General features: G+C 71.1%; 21 protein-coding genes and 1 tRNA gene. 3 read left to right on the top strand and 19 right to left on the bottom strand.

Translation table 11 applies throughout. The features are described 5' to 3' along the window. The first annotated feature begins 32 nt into the window (after positions 1-32). A complete protein-coding gene (locus ACYQ1L_RS09160; protein WP_460005789.1) occupies positions 33-410 on the top strand; it encodes a hotdog fold thioesterase in 378 nt (125 codons plus the stop codon). Between the two features lie 11 nt (positions 411-421). Here the strand turns inward: ACYQ1L_RS09160 and ACYQ1L_RS09155 are convergent, their stop codons facing one another. The 17 genes from ACYQ1L_RS09155 to rpe all read right to left on the bottom strand — a co-directional run bounded on the left by ACYQ1L_RS09155 (position 422) and on the right by rpe (position 17,144). Continuing rightward, a complete protein-coding gene (locus ACYQ1L_RS09155; RefSeq protein WP_460003873.1) occupies positions 422-973 on the bottom strand; it encodes a GNAT family N-acetyltransferase in 552 nt (183 codons plus the stop codon). A gap of 4 nt (positions 974-977) precedes the next feature. Next, the gene (locus ACYQ1L_RS09150) at positions 978-1,595 is read right to left on the bottom strand and encodes an ANTAR domain-containing response regulator (RefSeq protein ID WP_045252013.1); all 618 of its coding nucleotides are present in this window, start codon (positions 1,593-1,595) and stop codon (positions 978-980) included. A gap of 42 nt (positions 1,596-1,637) precedes the next feature. Continuing rightward, positions 1,638-1,723, bottom strand: a tRNA-Leu gene (locus tag ACYQ1L_RS09145). A 72-nt stretch (positions 1,724-1,795) separates the two neighbouring features. Beyond that, positions 1,796-3,247, bottom strand: a complete 1,452-nt coding sequence (gene pyk, locus ACYQ1L_RS09140) for a pyruvate kinase (RefSeq protein ID WP_460003872.1) — start codon at positions 3,245-3,247, stop codon at positions 1,796-1,798. 57 nt (positions 3,248-3,304) lie between these two features. After that, positions 3,305-4,768: a glutamate synthase subunit beta gene (locus ACYQ1L_RS09135; protein WP_460003871.1), complete on the bottom strand. Its 1,464-nt coding sequence runs from the start codon at positions 4,766-4,768 to the stop codon at positions 3,305-3,307. Beyond that, entirely contained in the window at positions 4,761-9,278 is a 4,518-nt protein-coding gene (gene gltB, locus ACYQ1L_RS09130; protein ID WP_460003870.1) for a glutamate synthase large subunit, read from the bottom strand. The genes ACYQ1L_RS09135 and gltB overlap by 8 nt, the downstream gene beginning before the upstream one ends. 169 nt (positions 9,279-9,447) lie before the next feature. Continuing rightward, on the bottom strand, positions 9,448-10,461 hold the full coding sequence (lgt, locus tag ACYQ1L_RS09125) for a prolipoprotein diacylglyceryl transferase (protein WP_460003869.1): 1,014 nt from the start codon (positions 10,459-10,461) through the stop codon (positions 9,448-9,450). Positions 10,462-10,490: 29 nt separating this feature from the next. Further along, on the bottom strand, positions 10,491-11,279 hold the full coding sequence (trpA, locus tag ACYQ1L_RS09120) for a tryptophan synthase subunit alpha (protein ID WP_460003868.1): 789 nt from the start codon (positions 11,277-11,279) through the stop codon (positions 10,491-10,493). Beyond that, on the bottom strand, positions 11,276-12,505 hold the full coding sequence (gene trpB, locus ACYQ1L_RS09115; RefSeq protein WP_460003867.1) for a tryptophan synthase subunit beta: 1,230 nt from the start codon (positions 12,503-12,505) through the stop codon (positions 11,276-11,278). Before trpB ends, trpA begins: the two co-directional genes overlap by 4 nt. Continuing rightward, positions 12,502-13,278, bottom strand: a complete 777-nt coding sequence (gene trpC / locus ACYQ1L_RS09110) for an indole-3-glycerol phosphate synthase TrpC (RefSeq protein ID WP_460005788.1) — start codon at positions 13,276-13,278, stop codon at positions 12,502-12,504. The genes trpB and trpC overlap by 4 nt, the downstream gene beginning before the upstream one ends. A gap of 2 nt (positions 13,279-13,280) precedes the next feature. Beyond that, a complete protein-coding gene (locus ACYQ1L_RS09105) occupies positions 13,281-13,511 on the bottom strand; it encodes a DUF6704 family protein (protein ID WP_460003866.1) in 231 nt (76 codons plus the stop codon). Between the two features lie 94 nt (positions 13,512-13,605). Beyond that, positions 13,606-14,184 (bottom strand): Trp biosynthesis-associated membrane protein, encoded by a 579-nt coding sequence (locus ACYQ1L_RS09100; protein ID WP_460003865.1) that lies wholly within the window; start codon positions 14,182-14,184, stop codon positions 13,606-13,608. Continuing rightward, positions 14,184-14,552 carry a phosphoribosyl-AMP cyclohydrolase gene (gene hisI / locus ACYQ1L_RS09095; protein WP_460003864.1) on the bottom strand — a complete coding sequence of 123 codons (369 nt, stop codon included), beginning with the start codon at positions 14,550-14,552 and terminating at the stop codon, positions 14,184-14,186. Before hisI ends, ACYQ1L_RS09100 begins: the two co-directional genes overlap by 1 nt. Further along, positions 14,549-15,310: an imidazole glycerol phosphate synthase subunit HisF gene (gene hisF, locus ACYQ1L_RS09090; RefSeq protein WP_460003863.1), complete on the bottom strand. Its 762-nt coding sequence runs from the start codon at positions 15,308-15,310 to the stop codon at positions 14,549-14,551. Before hisF ends, hisI begins: the two co-directional genes overlap by 4 nt. Then, positions 15,310-16,152 (bottom strand): ATP phosphoribosyltransferase, encoded by an 843-nt coding sequence (hisG, locus tag ACYQ1L_RS09085; protein ID WP_460003862.1) that lies wholly within the window; start codon positions 16,150-16,152, stop codon positions 15,310-15,312. Before hisG ends, hisF begins: the two co-directional genes overlap by 1 nt. A gap of 36 nt (positions 16,153-16,188) precedes the next feature. Then, positions 16,189-16,452: a phosphoribosyl-ATP diphosphatase gene (locus ACYQ1L_RS09080; RefSeq protein WP_460003861.1), complete on the bottom strand. Its 264-nt coding sequence runs from the start codon at positions 16,450-16,452 to the stop codon at positions 16,189-16,191. Next, a complete protein-coding gene (rpe, locus tag ACYQ1L_RS09075) occupies positions 16,449-17,144 on the bottom strand; it encodes a ribulose-phosphate 3-epimerase (RefSeq protein ID WP_460003860.1) in 696 nt (231 codons plus the stop codon). The genes ACYQ1L_RS09080 and rpe overlap by 4 nt, the downstream gene beginning before the upstream one ends. 87 nt (positions 17,145-17,231) lie before the next feature. Between rpe and ACYQ1L_RS09070 the strand changes: the two genes are divergently transcribed. Further along, positions 17,232-18,126 (top strand): IS5 family transposase gene (locus ACYQ1L_RS09070; protein WP_460003859.1). Its coding sequence is split into 2 segments (ribosomal slippage): positions 17,232-17,588 and positions 17,590-18,126, totalling 894 coding nucleotides; the frame shifts between segments, so codons are not numbered across the junction. An 81-nt stretch (positions 18,127-18,207) separates the two neighbouring features. Continuing rightward, the gene (locus ACYQ1L_RS09065; protein ID WP_460003858.1) at positions 18,208-19,020 is read left to right on the top strand and encodes a COG4705 family protein; all 813 of its coding nucleotides are present in this window, start codon (positions 18,208-18,210) and stop codon (positions 19,018-19,020) included. Here the strand turns inward: ACYQ1L_RS09065 and ACYQ1L_RS09060 are convergent. Further along, on the bottom strand, positions 19,017-20,495 hold the full coding sequence (locus ACYQ1L_RS09060) for an RsmB/NOP family class I SAM-dependent RNA methyltransferase (protein ID WP_460003857.1): 1,479 nt from the start codon (positions 20,493-20,495) through the stop codon (positions 19,017-19,019). The genes ACYQ1L_RS09065 and ACYQ1L_RS09060 overlap by 4 nt on opposite strands. After that, complete coding sequence (gene fmt, locus ACYQ1L_RS09055) at positions 20,492-21,442, bottom strand: methionyl-tRNA formyltransferase (protein ID WP_460003856.1); 951 nt, start codon at positions 21,440-21,442, stop codon at positions 20,492-20,494. The genes ACYQ1L_RS09060 and fmt overlap by 4 nt, the downstream gene beginning before the upstream one ends. Between the last annotated feature and the right edge of the window lie 39 nt (positions 21,443-21,481).

The raw sequence follows: 21,481 nt of genomic DNA, 5'->3' as shown, positions 1-21,481 counted from the left end.
GCCCCGGCCTGGACTGGGCGGCGGAGCGTGGCATGGGAGCGCTGGCCGAGAAGATGGGCCTGCGCTGGGTCGAGTTCTCCGTCGACCGCTGCGTCGCGACGATGCCCGTCGAGGGCAACACGCAGCCGGTCGGGCTCATGCACGGCGGGGCATATGTCGTGCTCGGCGAGTCGCTGGGATCCATGGCCGCCAACTTGCACGCCGGCCCGGGACGCCTCGCCGTGGGCGTCGACATCAATGCGACGCACACCCGCTCCGCGACGAGCGGAGTGGTCACCGGCGTCTGCACGCCGGTCCACCTGGGACGCAGCATCACGGTGCACGAGATCGTCGTGAGCGATGATCAGGGCCGCCGCTGCTCGACGATCCGGATCACGAACATGATCAAGGACCTGCCCGCCGCACGCTGACGGATGCGCGCTCAGGCGCTGCCGTCGACGGGGTCCTCGAGGATCCGCTGGAAGAGCAGATGATCCTGCCACTCCCCTGCGATGCGCAAGTAGCGCGGAGCGCGGCCGATCTCGGTGAATCCGGTGGCGCGCAGCACCCGCTGCGACGCGACGTTGTGCACGAGCGTCGCCGCCTGCACCCGATGCAGGCCGATGTCGTCGCGCGCCTGCGCGCACACGGCCTGCACGGCCCGGCGCATGAAGCCCCGACCCGACGCGTCCTCGTCGATCCAGTAGCCCAGATGAGCGCTCCAGAACGCGCCGCGGACGATGTCGCCGAGGTTCACCCGTCCCACGATGCGGCCACCGGCGTCGGCCAGCACGAACGCCGCGCTGAGGCCATCCGCGACGCTGCGCAGCGCCTCCTCCACGAGAGCGTCCTGACGCTCCGCGGTGAAGAAGTCCTCGGACCGTGAGGGCTCCCACGGCGCGAGGTGCGCACGGTTGCGCGTGTACGCCGCTGCCAGCTCAGCGCCGTCTCCCGGCAGGAGCGGACGGAGCAGGATCCCGTCGCCGAGATCCACGCCCTTACTTCTTGGGGGCGAGCTGCTCGATGATCGCCTTCGCCACGTCCTGCATGGTCAGGCGGCGGTCCATCGACGCCTTCTGGATCCAGCGGAAGGCCTCCGGCTCGCTGAGGCCCATCTTCTCGTTGAGCAGGCCCTTGGCGCGGTCAACGAGCTTGCGGGTCTCGAAGCGCTCGACCATGTCGGCGACCTCGGCCTCGAGCGTGATGATCTGCTCGTGACGGGCGAGGGCGATCTCGATCGCCGGCAGCAGGTCGTTCGGCGTGAACGGCTTCACGACGTAGGCGAGGGCTCCGGCCTCGCTCGCCCGCTCGACGAGCTCCTTCTGGCTGAACGCCGTGAGCAGCACGACCGGGGCGATGTTGCCCTTGTGCAGCTTCTCGGCGGCGCTGATGCCGTCCAGCTGCGGCATCTTGACGTCCATGATGACCAGGTCCGGACGCAGCTCGGTCGCGAGCTGCACGGCCGTCTCGCCGTCGCCGGCCTCGCCGACCACGTCGAAGCCGTTGTCACGGAGGATCTCGACGATGTCGAGGCGGATCAGCGACTCGTCCTCGGCGACGACGACGCGTCGCGGAGCGGACGAGGCGGGCTGCTCAGGCTGCTGCTCTTCAGTCACGGATCCATCCTATCGGACACGCGTTTCGGTTCACGCGAACCGTGGTGCCGGCGGTGGGACTCGAACCCACACGCCCTTTCGGACAAAGCATTTTGAGTGCTCCGCGTCTGCCATTCCGCCACGCCGGCCCGGATCGACCCTAGCGCATCCCCGGAGACGACGAACGCCGGCCCCGTGAGGGGCCGGCGTTCCGAGTGCGCTCAGCCGTTGTTGGCCTGATAGATCGGCGCCGCGCCGTGCACGGTGTCGCCGACCCGGTGGATGCGCAGGTCGTTCGTGGAGCCGACGATCCCGGGAGGGGATCCGGAGATCACGACGACCTTGTCCCCCACCTCGGCCAGGCCGGAGCCGAGCAGGTGCTCGTCGACCTGGTGGAACATCATGTCGGTGTGCGGCACGAAGTTCACGAGGCTCGTGCGCACGCCCCAGGTCACGGCGAGACGCCGGCGGATGCCGGGGTCGGGCGTGTACGCCAGCATCGGGATGCGCGAGCGCAGCCGCGCCAGGCGGCGGGCGGAGTCGCCCGACTGGGTGAACACGCAGAGGTACTTGGCCTCGACGAACTCGGCGACCTCGAGCGCCGCGAGGGTGATCGCACCGCCCTGCGTGCGCGGCTTGGTGGTCAGCGGCTGGATCCGCTCCAGGCCGTGGTCCTCGGTGGACTCGATGATGCGCGCCATGGTCTCCACGACGATGACCGGGTACTCGCCGACGCTGGTCTCACCGGAGAGCATCACGGCGTCGGCGCCGTCGAGCACCGCGTTGGCGACGTCGGATGTCTCGGCGCGCGTGGGCACGGGGCTGGAGATCATCGACTCGAGCATCTGCGTGGCGACGATGACGGGCTTGGCCATGCGGCGGGCGAGTTCGACCGCGCGCTTCTGCACGATCGGCACGGCCTCCAGCGGCAGCTCGACACCGAGGTCGCCACGGGCGACCATGATCCCGTCGAACGCGTCGACGATCTCCTCGAGGTTCTCGACAGCCTGCGGCTTCTCGATCTTCGCGATGACGGGCACCTTCACGCCCTCTTCGGCCATGATCTCGTGCACCCGGGTCACGTCGGCCGCATCCCGGACGAACGACAGCGCGATGAGGTCGGCGCCGGTGCGCAGACCCCAGCGCAGGTCGTCCTCGTCCTTCTCGCTCAGGGCGGGCACGCTGACGGCCACGCCGGGCAGGTTGATGCCCTTGTTGTTGGACACCGCCCCAGCGACGACCACGCGGGTGGTGACGACCGTGCCGTCGGTGTCGACGACCTCGACGCGGACCTTGCCGTCGTCGATGAGGAGGAAGTCGCCCGGCTTGACGTCCTGCGGGAGGCCCTTGAACGTCGTGCCGCAGATCTCCTTGTTCCCGATGATGTCCTCGGTGGTGATCTTGAAGATGTCGCCGGCCGCGAGCTCGTACGGGCCCGCCTCGAACTTGCCGAGACGGATCTTCGGGCCCTGCAGGTCGACCAGCACGGCCACGGCGCGACCGGAGTCCTCAGCGGCGCGGCGCACGTTCGCGTAGTTGTTCTCGTGCACCGAGTAGTCGCCGTGGCTCAGGTTCAGTCGGGCGACGTCGACACCTGCATCGATGAGGGCCCGCACCGTCTCATATGTCGAGGTTGCTGGGCCAAGAGTGGCCACGATTTTGGCACGTCTCAATGCGTTCTCCGATAGCTGTCAGGGGGATGGAAGTCAGGCCTCGCGGCCGGGCCAAGCCTACGCGGGCTGGAGCCCGATCGCGACATCGGTCGGGCGGACGGGCGCCGGCAGCACCGTGGATCCCATGAGGTGACGGTCGACGGCGGCGGCCGCCGCGCGGCCCTCGGCGATGGCCCACACGATGAGGGACTGACCGCGTCCGGCATCGCCGGCGACGAAGACGCCGGGGATCGTGGACGTGTAGTCCTCGTCGCGGCGGAACGCGCCGCGCTCGGTGCGCTGAGGAGCCTCCTCGCCGAACGAGTCGTGCTCGGGACCGGTGAAGCCCATGGCGATGAGCACCAGGTCCGCCGGGATCTCCCGCTCCGTGCCGCTCTTGGGCACGCGGCGGCCGTCGACGAACTCGGTCTCGGCGACGCGCAGCGCGCGCACCTCTCCGGCCTCGTTGCCGAGGAACTCCACGGTCGAGGCCAGGTACATCCGCTCGCCGCCCTCCTCGTGGGCGGACTGCACCTCGAACACGGTCGGCATCATCGGCCACGGCTGGTGCTCCGGCCGGTGTGCGGAGGGCTGACGTCCGATCGCGAGGTTCGTGACGCTGAGGGCGCCCTGGCGGTGCGCGGTGCCGATGCAGTCGGCGCCGGTGTCGCCGCCGCCGATCACGATGACGTGCTTGCCTTCGGCCGAGATCTGGTTCGGCACCGGGTCGCCGGCGACGGCCTTGTTCGACTCCACGAGGTACTCCATCGCGAAGTGCACGCCGTCGAGGTCGCGCCCCGGGATGGCGAGGTCGCGCGGCAGCGTGGCGCCGGTGGCGATGAGCACCGCGTCGTATCGGGCGCGCAGGTCGTCCCAGCTGATGTCGGTGCCGATGTTGACGCCCGCACGGAACCGGGTGCCCTCCTCGGACATCTGGCGCAGCCGCGCGTCCAGGTGGGACTTCTCCATCTTGAAGTCGGGGATGCCATAGCGCAGCAGACCGCCGATGCGGTCGTCCCGCTCGAACACGGCGACGGTGTGCCCGGCGCGCGTGAGCTGCTGCGCTGCCGCGAGTCCGGCAGGACCGGATCCGACGACGGCGACGGTCTTGCCCGTCAGACGTTCCGGCGGCTGCGCCTCGACCCATCCCGAGGCGAACGCCTCGTCGATGATCGAGACCTCGATCTGCTTGATCGTCACCGCGGGCTGGTTGATTCCGAGCACGCAGGCGCTCTCGCAGGGCGCCGGGCACAGCCGCCCGGTGAACTCCGGGAAGTTGTTCGTCGCGTGCAAGCGCTCGATGGCGGCGCGGCCTTCGCCGCGCCAGGTGAGGTCGTTCCACTCCGGGATGAGGTTGCCCAGCGGGCAGCCCTGATGGCAGAACGGCACGCCGCAGTCCATGCAGCGGCTGGCCTGGCGGCGGAGCACAGCCGAATCTCCCGGCTGGTACACCTCCTTCCAGTCCATGATGCGGACCGGTACGGGCCGGCGTGCGGGGAGCTCGCGCTCCGTGACTTTCAGGAAGCCCTTGGGATCAGCCACCGGTCACCTCCAGGATGCGGTTCCAGACGATGGAGCCGTCGGGGTCGATCCCCTCGGCCTCTGCTTCTGCCCTCGTGCGCAGCACGGCCGCGTAGTCGCGGGGCAGGATCTTCGTGAAGGAGGCGGCGAAGTCGTCGTCCTCCAGGATCTCCGCGGCGAGCGGGGATCCGGTGCGCTCCAGGTGCTGCGCGAGCAGTTCGCGCAGCTCCTGCGCGTCCACCTCGTCGAGCGGGAGCAGCTCGAGCTCGCCGGAGTTCAGCGACAGCGGGTTCACGCGCTCGGTGTGCAGGCCGCGCACGTAGGCGATGCCGCCGGACATGCCGGCGCCGAGGTTGCGGCCGGTGCTGCCGAGGATCACCGCGACGCCGCCGGTCATGTACTCGAGCGCGTGGTCGCCCACGCCCTCGGCGACCGCGGTCGCACCCGAGTTGCGGACCAGGAACCGCTCTCCGACCACGCCGGAGATGTGGATCGTGCCGCTCGTCGCGCCGTATCCGATCACGTTGCCCGCGATCACGTTGCGGTGCGGCGCGAACGTCGCATCGCGGTGCGGGCGGATCGTGATCTCCCCGCCGGAGAGCCCCTTGCCGACGTAGTCGTTGGCGTCGCCCTCGAGGGTGATCGAGATGCCGCGGGGCAGGAACGCACCCAGCGACTGGCCGGCGGTGCCGTGCAGGGAGATGCCGATCGTGCCGGCCGGCAGGCCCTCTCCCCCGTGGCGCACGGTCACCTCGTGACCGAGCATGGTGCCCACGGCCCGCTCTGTGTTGCGGATGGGCAGGTCGAACGACACGGGCGTGCCGTGCTCGATCGCGTCGCGTGCCGCGGTGAGCAGGGGCGCGTCGAAGTGCTTCTCCAGCTCGTGGTCCTGCGTGCGGGCGCTGCGGCGCGGCTCGTGCGCCGGGAACGCCGGGCCCTCGAGCACGGGTGCGAGGTCGAGGCCGTCCGCCTTCCAGTGCCGGATGGCGGCGTCGGTGCGGAGCAGGTCGGTGCGTCCGATGATCTCGTCGAGGCTCCGGAAGCCGAGCGCGGCCAGGTGCTCGCGCACCTCCTCCGCGATGAACTCCATGAAGTTCACGACGAACTCGGGCTTGCCGGTGAAGCGCTCGCGCAGCACCGGGTTCTGCGTGGCCACGCCCACCGGGCAGGTGTCCAGGTGGCAGACCCGCATCATGATGCACCCGCTGACCACCAGCGGCGCGGTGGCGAAGCCGAACTCCTCGGCGCCCAGGAGCGCGCCGATGATGACGTCGCGCCCGGTCTTGAGCTGGCCGTCGACCTCCACCACGACGCGGTCGCGCATGCCGTTGAGCATGAGCGTCTGCTGCGTCTCCGCCAGGCCCAGCTCCCAGGGGGTGCCGGCGTGCTTGAGGGAGTTCAGCGGGCTCGCGCCCGTGCCGCCGTCGTGGCCGGACACGAGCACCACGTCGCTGAGCGCCTTGGCCACGCCCGCCGCGACCGCGCCGATGCCGGACTGGCTCACCAGCTTGGTGTGGATCCGGGCGTCGGGGTTGGCCCGCTTCAGGTCGAAGATGAGCTGCTTCAGGTCCTCGATCGAGTAGATGTCGTGGTGCGGCGGCGGGGAGATGAGCCCCACGCCCGGCGTCGCGTGCCGGGTGCGCGCGATCCACGGGTACACCTTCTGCGGCGGGAGCTGGCCGCCTTCACCGGGCTTCGCGCCCTGGGCGAGCTTGATCTGGATGTCGTCGGCCTCGGTGAGGTACTGGCTGGTCACACCGAACCGGCCGGACGCGACCTGCTTGATCGCGCTGCGCCGCTCCGGGTCGACGAGGCGCTCCGGATCCTCTCCGCCCTCGCCGGTGTTCGACTTCGCGCCGAGCCGGTTCATCGCGATCGCGAGCGTCTCGTGCGCCTCCTGCGAGATGGAGCCGTAGCTCATCGCACCGGTGGAGAAGCGCTTCACGATCGACGACACCGGCTCGACCTCGTCGATCGGAACCGGCGGCCGCTCGCCCGTGCGCAGCTCGAACAGCCCGCGCAGCGTCTTCAGCTCCCTGGCCTGGTCGTCCACGAGCCGCGTGTACTCGCGGAAGATGTCGTACCGCCGCGTGCGTGTGGAGTGCTGCAGACGGAACACCGTCTCCGGGTTGAAGAGGTGGGGTGAGCCGTCACGGCGCCACTGGTACTCGCCGCCGGTCCAGAGGCGCTCGTGCGCGCGCGCCGCGGCGTCCTCGGGATAGGCGAAGTCGTGCCGGGCCTGGTTCTCGGCGTAGATGTCCTCGATGCCGATGCCGCCGAGCTTCGTCTCGGTGCCGGTGAAGTACGCGTCCACGAGCTCCTGGCTCAGCCCCACGGCCTCGAACACCTGGGCGCCGGCGTAGGAGCTGACCGTGGAGATGCCCATCTTGGACATGATCTTCAGCACGCCCTTGCCGAGCGCGTAGATGAGGTTGCGGACCGCCTTCTCCGGCGTGAGGCCGGTGATGTAGCCCGAGCGCACGAGGTGCTCCACGGTCTCCATCGCGAGGTAGGGGTTGACCGCGGAGGCGCCGTAGCCGATGAGCGTGGCCACGTGGTGCACCTCGCGCACGTCGCCGGCCTCGACGATCAGGCCGACCTTCATCCGGTTCTCGCGCCGGATGAGGTGGTGGTGCACCGCGGAGAGCATGAGCAGCGACGGGATGGGGGCGAGGTCCTTGTTGGAGTCGCGGTCGCTGAGGATGATCAGCTCCGCGCCCCGCTCGATGGCCTCGTCGACCTCGGCGCACATCTCCTCGAGGCGACGCGCGAGCGACTCCGGACCGGCGTCGACGTGGTACAGGCCCTTGATGGTCGCGCTGGAGCGCTCCGGACGCGCCTTGTCGATGTGACGGAGCTTGGCGAGCTCGTCGTTGTCGATGACGGGGAAGTCCAGCACGATCGTGCGGGCGTGCTCGGGACCCCAGTCGAGGAGGTTGCGCTCCGGGCCGAGACCCAGCGACAGGTTGGTGACGACCTCCTCGCGGATCGCGTCCAGCGGCGGGTTGGTCACCTGCGCGAACTGCTGCACGAAGTAGTCGAAGAGCAGTCGGGGCCGTTCGGAGAGCACCGCGATGGGGGTGTCGCTGCCCATGGCGCCGAGCGGCTCGACGCCGGTCTGCCCCATCGGCGTGAGCAGGATCCGGACCTCCTCCTCGGTGTAGCCGAAGGTGCGCTGACGGCGCGTGATGGACGCGACGGGGTGCACGATGTGCTCGCGCTCGGGGAGGTCGGCGAGACGCACGCGTCCCTCGTCGAGCCACTCCTGCCAGGGGTGCAGCTCCGCGAGCTCGCGCTTGACCTCGTCGTCCTCGACGATGCGGCGCTTCGCGGTGTCGACGACGAACATCGTGCCCGGCTGCAGGCGTCCGCGGCGCTTGATGCGCTCCGGTGCGAACTCGAGCACACCGGTCTCGCTGCCGATGACGACCAGGCCGTCGGTGGTCTCGGTCCAGCGTCCGGGGCGCAGGCCGTTGCGGTCCAGCGTCGCGCCGACGACCGTGCCGTCGGTGAAGATGAGGGCGGCAGGGCCGTCCCACGGCTCCATCTGGTTGGAGTGGTACTCGTAGAAGGCGCGCAGACCCGGATCCAGGTCGGTCTGGCGCTCCCAGGCGGCCGGCACCATCATCATCACGGCGTGCGGCAGGCTGCGACCGGTGAGGGTGAGCAGCTCGAGCACCTCGTCGAAGGAGGCCGAGTCGCTCGCGCCATCCGTGCAGATGGGCAGCAGGGGCCGGATGTCGCCGAGCAGCTCGGACTCGAGCTGGGACTGGCGCGCGCGCATCCAGTTGCGGTTGCCGCCGACCGTGTTGATCTCGCCGTTGTGGGCGAGCATGCGCAGCGGCTGCGCGAGCGGCCAGGACGGGAACGTGTTCGTCGAATAGCGCGAGTGCACGACGGCGAGCTCGGAGGCGAAGCGCTCGTCCTGCAGATCCGGGTAGAAGGGCTCCAGCTGCAGCGTGGTGACCATGCCCTTGTAGCCGAGCGTGCGCGCCGACAGCGACACGAAGTAGGCGCCGAGCTCGTGGCCGGCGCGCTTGCGCAGGCGGTAGGCGACGCGATCCAGGTCGATGCCGGAGAGCGCCTCGGCGGATCCGGTCGCGGGGCGCGAGACGAAGAGCTGCTCGAACGCGGGGCGAGCCTCGTCGGCGAGCTTGCCGAGGTGCTGGTTGGCCGTGGGCACCTCGCGCCAGCCGAGGACGGTGAGGCCCTCCTCGGCGGCGATCCGCTCGATGCCCGCCTTCTGCTCGCGACGCGCGCGGGAATCGAGCGGGAGGAAGGCGAGGCCCGCGGCGTACTCCCCCACGGCGGGCAGCGCGAAGGGCACCACCGCTCGCAGGAATGCGTCCGGCATCTGGGTCAGGATCCCGGCGCCGTCACCGGTTCCCGCGTCGGAACCGATCGCGCCGCGGTGCTCGAGGTTGCGCAGCGCCTCGAGGGCGAGCGCGATGATGTCGTGTCCCGGCTCCCCACGGAGCGTCGCGACCATGGCCAGGCCGCAGGCGTCCTTCTCGAACGCGGGGTTGTACATCCCCTGCTTCGGGGGGTAAGCGCCAGAAGCGCCGGTGGGAGGCTGGAAGTGCACCAGTCACCGTCCTCAGAATTCGGATGAAACCGGGGACGTCGTCGGCCCGCTCGTTCAGTGCGTGTTTCCCGGTGGACGTGCGTCCACCGCAGCGAGGCTCCTGTCGGTGCCGTTCTCAGGGGCGCGAGGCGGCGCTCGTGGCGTCCACCTCGACGCGATTCCCGTCGGACTGAGGCTCACTCAGGTCGACGAAATCATCGGGGTCTTGCGATTCTACCGCAGGGTCGCGCGGCTCCCGACCCGGCTGGTACGGCGAGGGCTCGAAGCCGGGGTGACGGCGCGTCTGCACGAACAGGATCACGATGCCGAGCACGACGCCGAACAGCGCCGCCCAGACGTTGGTGCGCAGACCGAGGTAGATCTCGCTGGGATCGATGCGGATCGACTCCCACACCATGCGTCCTGCGCCGTACCAGATGAGGTAGACGGCGAACAGCTTGCCCCACTGCAGGCGCAGCTTGTGACCGAGCCAGAGCAGGAACAGGCAGCCGAGGGTGTTCCAGATCACCTCGTAGAGGAACGTGGGGTGGAACAGGGTCCCCGGGGCGAGCCCGGGAGGGAAGGCCGAGTTCGTGGGCTCGATCTCGAGGCCCCAGGGCAGGTCCGTGGGAAGGCCGAACAGCTCGTGGTTGAACCAGTTCCCGAACCGGCCGAACGCCTGCGCGAGGATGAGGCCGGGGGCGAGCGCGTCGGCGAAGGCGGAGAAGCGCACTCCGGTCCATCTGCAGCCGAGCCACGCGCCGATCGCGCCGCCGATGAGCGCGCCGAAGATGGCGATACCGCCCTCCCAGATCGCCCACACCGACCCGGGCTCGAACGGGTTCCAGGTGTTCTTGCCCGGGCCGAAGTAGAAGCCCGGGTGGGTCAGCACGTGGAAGATCCGCGCACCGATGATCGCCAGGGGCACCGCGATGATGCAGATGTCCACCACGACCCAGCGCTCCGCCCCGCGCCGGGTGAGGCGGTGGTTGGTCATCAGCGTGGCGGCGATGATGCCGGCGATGATGCAGAGCGCGTAGTAGTGGATCTGCATCGTGAGGCCGAAGATGTTCAGCGTGAAGTAGCTGACCGGCGGGCTCGGGATGCTGGCGTGCACGCCGATCAGGGCGTTCTGGAGCGCGAAGGGCATGGTCACGAGTCTACGTCGTCAGAGCGCGCTCACCGTGCGCGTGGCGTGCCCGTGGCGAGCTCGCGGGTCACCTCGGCGAGGCGCTCCACTCCCCCGTCCCTGAGGGCGCGGACGAGCGCAGTGCCCACGATCGCGCCGTCGGCGTACTCCAGCACCCCGGCGATCTGCTCGGCCGTGGAGATGCCGATGCCGACGCAGGCGCGGGAGGCGCCGTGTTCGCGGAGGCGGCCGACGAGGGCGCGTGCGGCCTTGTCGAGCTCCGCACGCTCGCCCGTGATGCCCATCGTGGACACCGTGTACACGAAGCCCGTCGAGCGGGACGCCACCAGGTCGAGGCGCTCGTCCGTGGACGTGGGCGCGGCCAGGAAGATCCGATCGAGCCCGGTGCGCTCGCTCGCGGCGATCCACTCCGGCGCGGCCTCGGGCGTGATGTCGGGCGTGATGAGCCCCGCGCCGCCCGCGGCCAGAAGGTCGTCGGCGTAGCGGTCGACACCGTATTGCAGGACGGGGTTCCAGTACGTCATGACGACGACCGGCGCGTCCACGGCCTCCGTGATCGCCTTCACCGCGGTGAACAGGTCGCGCATCCGGAAGCCGCCGGCGAGGGCCGCCTGGGTGGCCTCCTGGATGATCGCGCCGTCCATCACCGGGTCGCTGTAGGGCGGGCCGAGCTCGATGATGTCGACGCCGTTGCGGGCGAGGGCGATCGCCGCGTCGATGCTCGTCTGCAGATCCGGGAAGCCGACGGGCAGGTAGCCGATGAACACGCCACGGCCGGCGTCGTGCGCGCGCTGGATCGCCTCTTCGACGCGGCTCATCCCCGGGCTCCGTTCTCGGCGGCGGCGCCGTCGTACAGCCCGAAGTAGCGGGCGGCGGTGTCCATGTCCTTGTCGCCGCGGCCGGAGAGGCAGACGGCGAGGATCGCGTCGGGGCCGAGCTCGCGGCCGATCCGGATCGCGCCGGCGAGGGCGTGCGCGGACTCGATCGCGGGGATGATGCCCTCGGTGCGGCTGAGCAGGCGCAGCGCCTGCATCGCTTCGTCGTCGGTCGCGGGGATGTACTCGGCGCGACCGATCGCGGCGAGCCAGGAGTGCTCCGGGCCGACGCCCGGGTAGTCGAGGCCGGCCGAGATCGAGTGCGACTCGATGGTCTGGCCGTCCTCGTCCTGCAGCACGTAGGTGCGGGCGCCGTGCAGCACGCCGGGCCGGCCGCGCTCGATCGACGCGGCGTGCTTGGGGGTGTCGACGCCGTCGCCGGCCGCCTCCACGCCGTACAGGCGCACCTCGGCGTCGTCGAGGAACGCGTCGAACATGCCGATCGCGTTGGATCCGCCGCCGACGCAGGCGAGCACGGCGTCGGGCAGACGCCCGGCCTCCTCCAGCAGCTGCCGGCGGGCCTCCTCGCCGATGATCTTCTGGAAGTCGCGGACCATCGCCGGGAACGGGTGCGGTCCCGCCGCGGTGCCGAAGATGTAGTTGGTCGTCTCGACGCTCGCGACCCAGTCCCGGTACGCGTCGTTGATCGCGTCCTTCAGCGTGCGGGAGCCGGTCGTGACCGGCACGACCTCCGCACCCAGCAGCCGCATCCGGGCGACGTTCAGCGCCTGGCGCTCGGTGTCGACCTCGCCCATGTAGATCGTGCAGTCCAGGCCGAACAGCGCAGCGGCCGTGGCCGTCGCGACGCCGTGCTGACCCGCGCCGGTCTCCGCGATCACCCGGGTCTTGCCCAGGCGCTTGGTGAGCAGCGCCTGCCCGAGCACGTTGTTGATCTTGTGGGATCCGGTGTGGTTGAGGTCCTCGCGCTTGAGGAAGATCCGCGCACCGCCGGCGTGCTCGGCGAACCGCGGCACCTCCGTGATCGGCGAGGGACGCCCCGCATAGGAGTGCAGCAGCGCCGCGAGCTCCGCCTGGAAGGCCGGGTCGGCGATCGCCTCCTGGTACGCCACGGTGAGCTCGTCGATCGCGGCGATGAGCGACTCGGGCATGAACCGCCCGCCGAAATCGCCGAAGAACGGCCCGGGCTGTTCGCGCAGACTCTGAGTCATGATCCGGCCTCCAGGAAGGCGTGCAGGGTGGCTACCGGATCACCGGTGACGAGCGCTTCGCCGATGAGCACCGCATCGGCGCCGGCCGCGCGGTAGTGCGCGACGTCGGCCGGCGTGAGCACGGCGGACTCCGCGATCTTCACGGAGGTCGAGGGGATCCGGTCCACGAGACGGCCGAACAGGTCGCGGTCGAGCTCGAGGGTCTTCAGGTCGCGGGCGTTCACGCCGATCAGGTGCGCACCGAGGTCGATGGCGACCTCGAGCTCCTCGGCCGAGTGGGTCTCCACCAGCGGCATCATGCCCAGCTCGACGATGAGGGTGTAGAGCTGCTCCAGGTTCGCGCGTTCCAGGCCTGCCACGATCAGCAGCGCGAGCGATGCGCCCGCCGCGCGGGCCTCGAACACCTGGTACGGGGTGGCGATGAAGTCCTTGCGCAGCACCGGCACGTCGACCGCCGCCGTGACGGCCTCGAGGTCGGCGAGACTGCCGCCGAAGCGGCGCTCCTCGGTCAGCACGCTGATCGCGGACGCGCCGCCCTGCTGGTACAGGGACGCCTGCAGGGCCGGATCCGGGATCTCGGCGAGGGCACCCCGTGAAGGGCTCGCGCGCTTGACCTCGGCGATGATCTTCACCCGGTCAGCGGGCGCCAGAGCGGCGCGGACATCCATGGCCGGGGCGCGATCGAGGGCAGCACGCTCCACGATCGCGAGCGGACGTTCCCGCTCGCGACGGGCGGCGTCCTCGACTGCGCCGGCCGTGAGGTCGGCGAGCACCATTAGTGCGCCTTCGGCTGGTACTTCGGACCCTTCGCGCCGTAGCCGGCCTTGGAGAGCACCCAGCCCGCGATCGCGCCGATGACGATGAGCGCGACGCCCACCCACACCACGACCGGGATGTCCAGGAAGAAGGCGGTGGTGCCGACGCTGAAGCCGAGCAGCATGATCACCACGGCGGTCCAAGCCGCAGGCGAGTGTCCGTGGCCGGGATCTGCGATGGGGTTGCTCATGTTCTCCTCCGAGCGTTCGGGTGGTCGGTGCAAGTCTATCGGGATCGTGCTTCCCGCCGCGGACGCCGCCCGGCATCCGTCGACAGGAGACAGGTCAGCGGGTCGGGTCCGTGCCGCGGCTGAGCTCGTCCCAGCTCTCCACGGCATCCACCGGACCGTCGTGCGGCGCCGGAGCCGTACGGTAGCGCCTGCCCCCGCTGCGCCAGCTCCCTGCGGTGACGAGAGCCCACGCGCCGCCGAGAAACAGCAGCGCCCAGGCGATCAGGGCGCCCCACGGCCAGGCCGTCACCGTGATGCCGTCGACGAGGGCGGTGAGGGCCTGATCGCCGGCGAGGCCGGTCGCCTTCGTGAGCGCAGGGGCGATCGCGTCGAGCGGATGCTGCAGCAGGATCCGCGCCGTCAGCACCAGCAGCAGACCGCCGACCAGGACGGCGATCACCGCGAACACGCGGCGCAGGACCGGGCCGACGAGTGCCAGCGCGGCGCCGACCGCGAGGGCGGTGAGGCTGAGGGGTGCGAGCACCGGAAGCGCGGCGTTGCCCGCGACGTCGAGGGTCTCTCCCCCGTCGGCGCGGCCGACGGCGAGCCAGGTCTGCGTCGAGGACAGGATCCCCAGGGCGCCGGCGAGCAGGATCAGCAGCAGGCTCGCGGACTTCGCACGGCGGGCGAGCATCAGGGCGCCGGCTCGGCGTCGGACGCCACGACCGCGTCCAGATCACGCCCGTCGAAGCAGGTGCGCGTGCCGGTGTGGCAGGCAACGCCGACCTGGTCCACGAGCAGCAGCACGACGTCGCCGTCGCAGTCCAGGCGGGCGCCGCGGACGTGCTGGACGTGTCCGGACGTGTCGCCCTTGCGCCAGTACTCCTGGCGGGAGCGCGACCAGTAGGTGGCGCGGCCGGTGGTGAGCGTGCGCCGCAGCGCCTCCTCGTCGGCCCACGCCATCATCAGCACCTCGCGGGTGTCCCACTGCTGCACGATCACGGGCACGAGGCCCTGGTCGTTGTACGCGACGCGCGCGAGCTGTTCGTCGGTCGTGCTCATCGCACCGGCACCCCCGCTTCGCGCAGCGCGGCCTTGACGTCGCCGACCGTGAGCTGACCGGAGTGGAAGACGCTCGCGGCGAGCACCGCGTCCGCACCGGCGGCGATGGCGGGCGCGAAGTCCTCGGCCCTGCCCGCACCGCCCGAGGCGATCACGGGCACGCTGGAGACCTCGCGCATGAGACCCACGAGCTCCAGGTCGAAGCCGTCCTTGGTGCCGTCCGCGTCGATCGAGTTCACGAGCAGTTCGCCCGCTCCGCGTTCGATGGCCTCCCGCGCCCAGTCCAGGGCGTCCAGGTCGGTCTCGGTGCGGCCGCCGTGCGTGGTGACCACGAAGCCGGACGCGGTGCGCGGGCTGCGCTTGACGTCGAGCGAGAGCACCAGCACCTGTGCGCCGAACCGGTCGGCGATCTCGCCGATCAGCTCCGGCCGGGCGATCGCGGCGGAGTTCACGCCGACCTTGTCCGCGCCCACGCCCTGCAGGCGGGCGACGTCCTCGACCGAGCGCACCCCTCCCCCGACCGTGAGCGGCACGAAGACCTCTTCGGCCGTGCGGCGGACCACGTCGTACGTGGTGGCGCGCTCGTCGACGGTGGCGGTCACGTCCAGGAACGTGATCTCGTCGGCGCCCTGCGCTGCGTAGTGCCTGGCGAGCTCGACGGGGTCGCCCATGTCGCGCAGGTTCTCGAAATTCACGCCCTTGACGACGCGGCCCGCAGCCACGTCGAGGCACGGGATGACCCGGGCGGTGAGCGACATCAGAGCCTCGCGGCGTGGATCGCGGTGACGAGGATGGCCCGTGCGCCGAGCGCGTAGAGCTGGTCCATCACCTGGTTCATGCCGCGGCGCGGGATCATCACGCGTACGGCGACCCATGCGGGGTCGCGCAGCGGGGACACCGTGGGCGACTCGCGGCCGGGAGCGATCGCCGCCGCCTCCTCCACGAGGTCGGCGGGCAGGTCGTAGTCGAGCAGGACGAAGCGGTGCGCGACCATGACGCCGCGCAGGCGCCGCAGCAGCGTCTCGGTGCCCTCGGCGTCGCCCGGGCGGCTGATCAGCACGGCCTCGGACTCGATGATCACCGGGCCGAAGATCTCCAGGCCCGCCTGCCGCAGCGTCGTCCCGGTCTCCACGACGTCGGCGATGGCGTCCGCCACGCCGAGGCGCACCGCGGACTCGACCGCGCCGTCGAGCGGCACCAGTTCGGCCTGCACTCCGTGCTCGCGGAGGTAGTCGTCGACGAGGCCCGGGTAGGCGGACGCGACGCGGACGCCGTTCAGATCCTCCAGCGTCCGGAAGCGTCCGGGCGGGGCGGCGAAGCGGAACGTGGAGCGGGCGAAGCCCAGCTGCTCGATCTCGCGCGCGCCGGGGCGGCGGATGTCGCGCAGCAGGTCGCGGCCGGTGATGCCGACATCGAGCGCGCCGGAGGCGACGTACGTGGCGATGTCACGCGGACGGAGGAAGAAGAACTCGACGTCGTTGTCGGCGTCGATGACGTGCAGGGTCTTGGTGTCGCGGCGGCCGGCGTATCCGGCTTCGGCGAGCATCTCGGCGGCGGTCTCGGACAGCGATCCCTTGTTCGGGACGGCAATGCGCAGCATGGGAGGTCTTTCAGTTCGAAGCGGTCGGGGACGGCTTCACAGATGTCGGTAGACGTTCTCCAGCGTCAGGCCCTTGGCCAGCATCAGCACCTGCAGGTGGTACAGCAGCTGGGAGATCTCCTCGGCTGCGGCCTCGTCGCTCTCGTACTCGGCGGCCATCCAGACCTCGGCGGCCTCCTCCACGATCTTCTTGCCGATCGTGTGCACGCCCGCGTCGAGTTCGCGCACGGTCCCGGAGCCCTCCGGGCGCTCGGCCGCCTTGCAGCTCAGCTCGGCGAACAGTTCGTCGAAGGTCTTCACCCTCCCAGGCTACCGGCTCGGGCGAGCCCCCGGAGCCGCGTGACGGCGGCCTCGATGTCGCGGGAGCCGTAGACGGCGGATCCGGCGACGAAGGTGTCGGCTCCGGCGGCGGCCGCCTGGGCGATGGTGGCGTCCGAGATCCCGCCGTCGACCTGCAGCCACACATCGGATCCGCGGCGCTTCGCCTCGTCGGCGAGGGCGCGCAGCTTCGGCATGGTCTCGGGCATGAACCCCTGCCCGCCGAAACCCGGCTCCACGGTCATCACCAGCATCTGATCGAACTCGTCGAGGATGTCGTAGAGCGCGTCCCCCGCCGTGCCCGGCTTGATCGCGACCCCCGCGCGCGCGCCGATGCTGCGCAGCGTGCGCGCGAGACCGACCGGATCCGTCGCGGCCTCGAGATGGAAGGTGACGCTGGCCGCGCCCAGTTCGGCGTACCCCGGCGCCCAGCGCTCCGGATCCGTGATCATCAGGTGCACGTCGAGCGGGATCGGGCTCGTCGCCTGGATGCGCTCGACCATCTGCGGCCCGAACGTGAGGTTGGGCACGAAGTGGTTGTCCATCACGTCGACGTGCACGAAGTCGGCCGTCGCGATGCGGGCGAGCTCGGCCTGCATGTTCACGAAGTCGGCGGCGAGGATCGACGGGTTGATCCGGGGAGCGGCGGGGAGGGGGACGTGAGATGCGGGCATGCGCCCCATTATCCCGGTGCGCGGTGTCAGGGGGCACCTAGGGCGTGTCTGACAAATTGATCGGTGTGGGCCTGGGAGTCTTGAAGCGTGTCGCGTTTCCAGTTGCTCTCGGATGCTCAGTGGTCGTTGATCGAGGGCATGCTGCCGCGTCCGACGGGCCGGAAGGGCCGGCCGTTCTCGGATGCGCGGACCATGCTCGAGGGGATCATCTACCGGTACCGGTGCGGGATCGCGTGGCGTGATCTGCCCGAGGTGTTCGGGCCGTGGCAGACGGTCTGGACGTGGCATCACCGGCTCGCGACGGAAGGTGTGTGGGACACGATCGTGGCGACGCTGATCGCGCAGGCCGACGCGCAGGGCCTGGTCGACTGGTCCGTGTCGGTGGACTCGACGATCGCGCGTGCGCATCAGCACGCGACGAACACGACGCGTGACACAGGGGGATGGGTCGAATTACACGAATCTGGCCGTCGAGCCGCGTGATCACGGGATCGGGCGCTCGCGCGGCGGGTTGTCGACGAAGATCCACCAGCTGGTCGACGGGAACGGACTGCCGCTGGTCACCGTGATCACGCCCGGGCAGGCCGGGGATTCGCCGATGCTGATCCCACTTCTCGGGCAGCTGCGCGTGGCCCGTCCGATCGGTCGGCCTCGTACTCGGCCGGACGCGGTCCGCGGCGACAAGGCATACTCGTCCCGCGCGATCCGCTCGCACCTGCGCGGTCGCGGCATCAAGGCCGTGATCCCCGAACCCCGCGACCAGCAGGGCCACCGGAAACGTCGCGGCCCACGCGGCGGCAGGCCCGTCGGGCTCGATGCCGACGACTACAAGAACCGCAACGTCATCGAACGCCGCTTCTGCCACACCAAGCAGTGGCGCGGCCTCGCGACTCGCTACGACAAACACGCGATCGTCTACCGCGCCGCCGTCCTCATCCACGCGATGATCGCCTGGACCCAGCAATTATCAGACATGCCCTAGGCGACCCCGCTACGGTCGGCCCGGGCCTACGGCCCCACCCGGGATCCTGCGCGATCCGCACCGAGCACCACGAGGAGACCGATGACCGCACCGCGGAGGCAGAAGGACGCGCAGCGCGGCGCGGAGGCGACGCTCGCGCCGACGCGGGTGCCGGATCCGACGCCCGGTTTCTGGATCGCGAAAGCCGCGTCGACCGCGTTCGGCGAGGCGGCCTCAGACTTCTCGATCCACGTGGCTCCGCCGGTGGTCGCGGTGTTGACGGGATTCGCCCTCTTCGCCGCCGCGCTGGTCTGGCAGCTGACGCGCCGCAGGTACGTGCCGTCGGTCTATTGGTTCGCGGTCGCGATGGTCGGCGTGTTCGGAACCATGGCCGCCGATGTCGTCCACGTCGTCCTCGGCCTCCCGTACGCGGTGACGACGCTGGCGTACGCGCTGTCCCTGGGCCTCGTCTTCCTGCTGTGGTGGCGCACCGAGCGCTCGCTCTCGGTGCACGAGGTACGCACCACCCGCCGCGAGCTGTTCTACTGGGCGGCGGTGGTCGCGACGTTCGCGTTGGGCACCGCGGCCGGAGACCTCGCCGCGGTCGGCCTGCATCTCGGCTACGTGCCCTCGATCGCGCTGTTCGCGGTTCTCATCATGATTCCCGCGCTCGGGTTCCGGTTCCTGGGATGGAACGGCGTCCTGACGTTCTGGACGGCTTATGTGCTGACGCGCCCCCTCGGCGCCTCCGTCGCGGATTGGCTCGGCAAGCCCGTCACCGAGGGTGGCGTCGGCATCGGCTCCGGTTGGATCGCCCTCTTCTTCGCGGTCGCGATGACCGTCGCCGTATCGGCGTTCGCCCGCGCGCGGCGTCCGCGGGCCTCCGCCGCCGCACGGCAGGCATCCCCGCGCTAGTCGTCCTTGCGGAGTAGCGCGAGGAACATCGCGTCCGTGCCGTGCCGGTGCGGCCACAGCTGTGCGTGGCCGGATCCGCCGGTCGGCGCGGCCAGGTCCATCGGCGTGCGGGTGACGGCGTTCAGCGCCTCCCGCGCATCCAGCTCTTGCACGTCATCGCGATCACGCAGCACCGTCTGCACCACGGCGGCGGTCTCGGCCAGGTGCGGCGAGCAGGTGACGTAGGCGAGGAGGCCGCCGGGCTTCAGCGCGCCGAGAGCCGCGGCGAGCAGCTCCTCCTGGAGCGCGGCGAGCTCGGGGACGTCGGCGGCGGTCTTGCGCCAGCGCGCCTCCGGACGTCGGCGCAGCGCACCGAGCCCGGTGCACGGGGCATCGAGCAGGATCCGGTCGTAGGCTTCGGGGCGCTCGGCGGCGAGGACGCGTCCGTCCTCCTCGGCGACGGCGACCTCGAGCGGCACCGGGGCGACGGCCTTGCGCACCAGACCGGCGCGTGCGGGCACCACTTCGTTCGCGTCCAGGCTCGCACCGGAGCGCAGCGCCTCCGCGGCGAGCAGCGCGGTCTTCCCGCCCGGACCCGCGCACAGATCGAGCCAGCGCTCCCCCGGCCCGACCGGCCGGGCGCCGACCAGGGCCAGCGCGACGAGCTGGGATCCCTCGTCCTGCACCCGCACGCGCCCCTTCTCCGCGGCGACGACGGCGCCGGGATCTCCGCCTTCGGAGCCGAACGCGGTCGGCGCGTACGGACGACGGGGTTCTCGGGGTTCGGCGAGGCCAGGGAGGGCCACGAGGGTCACATCGGGTGCGGCGTTGTCGGCCGCGAGGAGGGCTTCGAGCTCGCCCTCCCTGCCCTCCGCCGCAAGTGCGCGTCGCAACGCACGGATGATCCAGACGGGATGGGCATACCGCAGTCCGAGGCGCTCATCGTCCGACCGGGCCGCGGTCGTCACGTCTTCGAGCCACTCCTCCTGGGTGCGTGCCGCGACCGTGCGCAGCACGGCGTTCGCGAACCCGGACGCACCGCGTCCTGCGTGCAGAGCCACGAGGTTCACCGTCTCGTTCACCGCCGCGTGGGCCGCCACACGCGTGCCGAGCAGCTGATGCACGCCCAAGCGCAGCGCGTCCAGCACCGGCGGGTCGATGCTCGTGACGTCGCGTCCCGCCGCACGGGCGATGATCGCGTCATAGGTGCCGAGCTGCCGCAGCGTCCCGTACGCGAGCTCGGTCGCGAGCGCCGCGTCCGGACCCGTCAGGCCCGCCTCGCGGATGGCGCCCGGCAGCAACAGGTTCGCGTAGGCGTCGGACGCGCTGACCGCGCGGATCACGTCGTAGGCGACGCGGCGCGCCGGCTGAACCTCGCGGCCGCGCGCCGGCTGCCCGCCGCGGCCGCGTCCAGACGTGGCACGGCCGCCGCCGTGCTCGGTCCGGCTCTGCGGCGCCCGGCGGTCATCGCGGTTCTTCCGATTCTGACCGCTCATCGCGCCTCGTTCCCGTCGCCGCTCTCGCCCAGTCGCACGGTCTCCCCGTCCGCGATGCGCAGCCCCCGGAACCAGTCCGCCGCCGCCATCGGCGGCTTGCCCGCGGGCTGGACCCGCACGAGCAGCAGCGGGTCGGTGCCGGTTCCCACGAGCACTCCGCCCTTCACGCCCCGCAGCGCTCCCGGCGGCAGCGGATCCGCGCCGGTCGCCCGAGCGAGCCCGCGCACCTTCAGCGGGGCGCCGTCGATCGTCGTGTGCGCACCGGGTTCGCTCGTGACCCCCCGGTAGCGGGCGAACACGGCGTCGGCGGGCTCATCCCAGTGCAGCAGGCCGTCGGCGAGGCCGAGCTTCGCGGCATGCGTGGGCTCCCCCTGCTGCGGCACCGGGCGGGCCGTGCCGTCGGCGATCGCGGCCACCGCCTCCACAGTGAGCTGCGCGCCGTCCTCGGCGAGCGAGGCGAGCGCCTCATCGGCCGTCGCGTCCTGCGGCACCGGGAGCACCCGCGCGGCGTGCACGTCGCCGGCGTCGAGGGCCGGGACGAGCTGGAACACGGTGGCGCCGAGTTCCTCGTCTCCGGCGATGAGGGCTCGCTGCACGGGTGCCGCGCCCCGCCAGGCCGGCAGCAGCGAGAAGTGCAGGTTGATCCACCCGTGCGACGGCGTGCTGAGCAGCGGCTCGCGCACGAGGCCGCCATAGGCGACGATGACGCCCAGGTCGGGCCGGAGGGCGGCGATCCGCCCCGTCGCCTCGTCGTCCAGCCGTGCGGCCTTGATCACCGGGATGCCGAGGGCGTCGGCCTCCTGTGCGACCGGGGAGGGCGTGAGCACGCGCTTGCGCCCGAGGGGCGCGTCCGGACGGGTCACCACGGCGACGATCTCGTGCTGCGCGGCGAGCAAGCGCAGGGTGGGCACGGCGGCCGCCGGGGTGCCGGCGAAGACGAGGCGCATGGAAGGTCCTTCGGAAGGTGCTGCGGGCGCTCCTGACGA

This window comes from Microbacterium xylanilyticum, assembly GCF_054654695.1.
This window is presented reverse-complemented; position numbering and strand designations above follow the sequence as displayed.

Bases quoted from the DNA above. Each gene is read 5' to 3' on its own strand.
- ACYQ1L_RS09060 (WP_460003857.1), bottom strand. From the start codon at position 20,495: ATGAGCGGTCAGAATCGGAAGAACCGCGATGACCGCCGGGCGCCGCAG.
- ACYQ1L_RS09105 (WP_460003866.1), bottom strand. From the start codon at position 13,511: ATGAGCAACCCCATCGCAGATCCCGGCCACGGACACTCGCCTGCGGCT.
- hisI (WP_460003864.1), bottom strand. From the start codon at position 14,552: ATGAGCACGACCGACGAACAGCTCGCGCGCGTCGCGTACAACGACCAG.
- trpA (WP_460003868.1), bottom strand. From the start codon at position 11,279: ATGAGCCGCGTCGAAGAGGCGATCCAGCGCGCGCACGACGCCGGCCGT.
- ACYQ1L_RS09065 (WP_460003858.1), top strand. From the start codon at position 18,208: ATGACCGCACCGCGGAGGCAGAAGGACGCGCAGCGCGGCGCGGAGGCG.
- hisG (WP_460003862.1), bottom strand. From the start codon at position 16,152: ATGCTGCGCATTGCCGTCCCGAACAAGGGATCGCTGTCCGAGACCGCC.
- hisF (WP_460003863.1), bottom strand. From the start codon at position 15,310: ATGTCGCTCACCGCCCGGGTCATCCCGTGCCTCGACGTGGCTGCGGGC.
- rpe (WP_460003860.1), bottom strand. From the start codon at position 17,144: ATGCCCGCATCTCACGTCCCCCTCCCCGCCGCTCCCCGGATCAACCCG.
- ACYQ1L_RS09160 (WP_460005789.1), top strand. From the start codon at position 33: ATGGGAGCGCTGGCCGAGAAGATGGGCCTGCGCTGGGTCGAGTTCTCC.
- trpB (WP_460003867.1), bottom strand. From the start codon at position 12,505: ATGACTCAGAGTCTGCGCGAACAGCCCGGGCCGTTCTTCGGCGATTTC.
- fmt (WP_460003856.1), bottom strand. From the start codon at position 21,442: ATGCGCCTCGTCTTCGCCGGCACCCCGGCGGCCGCCGTGCCCACCCTG.
- lgt (WP_460003869.1), bottom strand. From the start codon at position 10,461: ATGCCCTTCGCGCTCCAGAACGCCCTGATCGGCGTGCACGCCAGCATC.
- gltB (WP_460003870.1), bottom strand. From the start codon at position 9,278: ATGTACAACCCCGCGTTCGAGAAGGACGCCTGCGGCCTGGCCATGGTC.
- ACYQ1L_RS09100 (WP_460003865.1), bottom strand. From the start codon at position 14,184: ATGCTCGCCCGCCGTGCGAAGTCCGCGAGCCTGCTGCTGATCCTGCTC.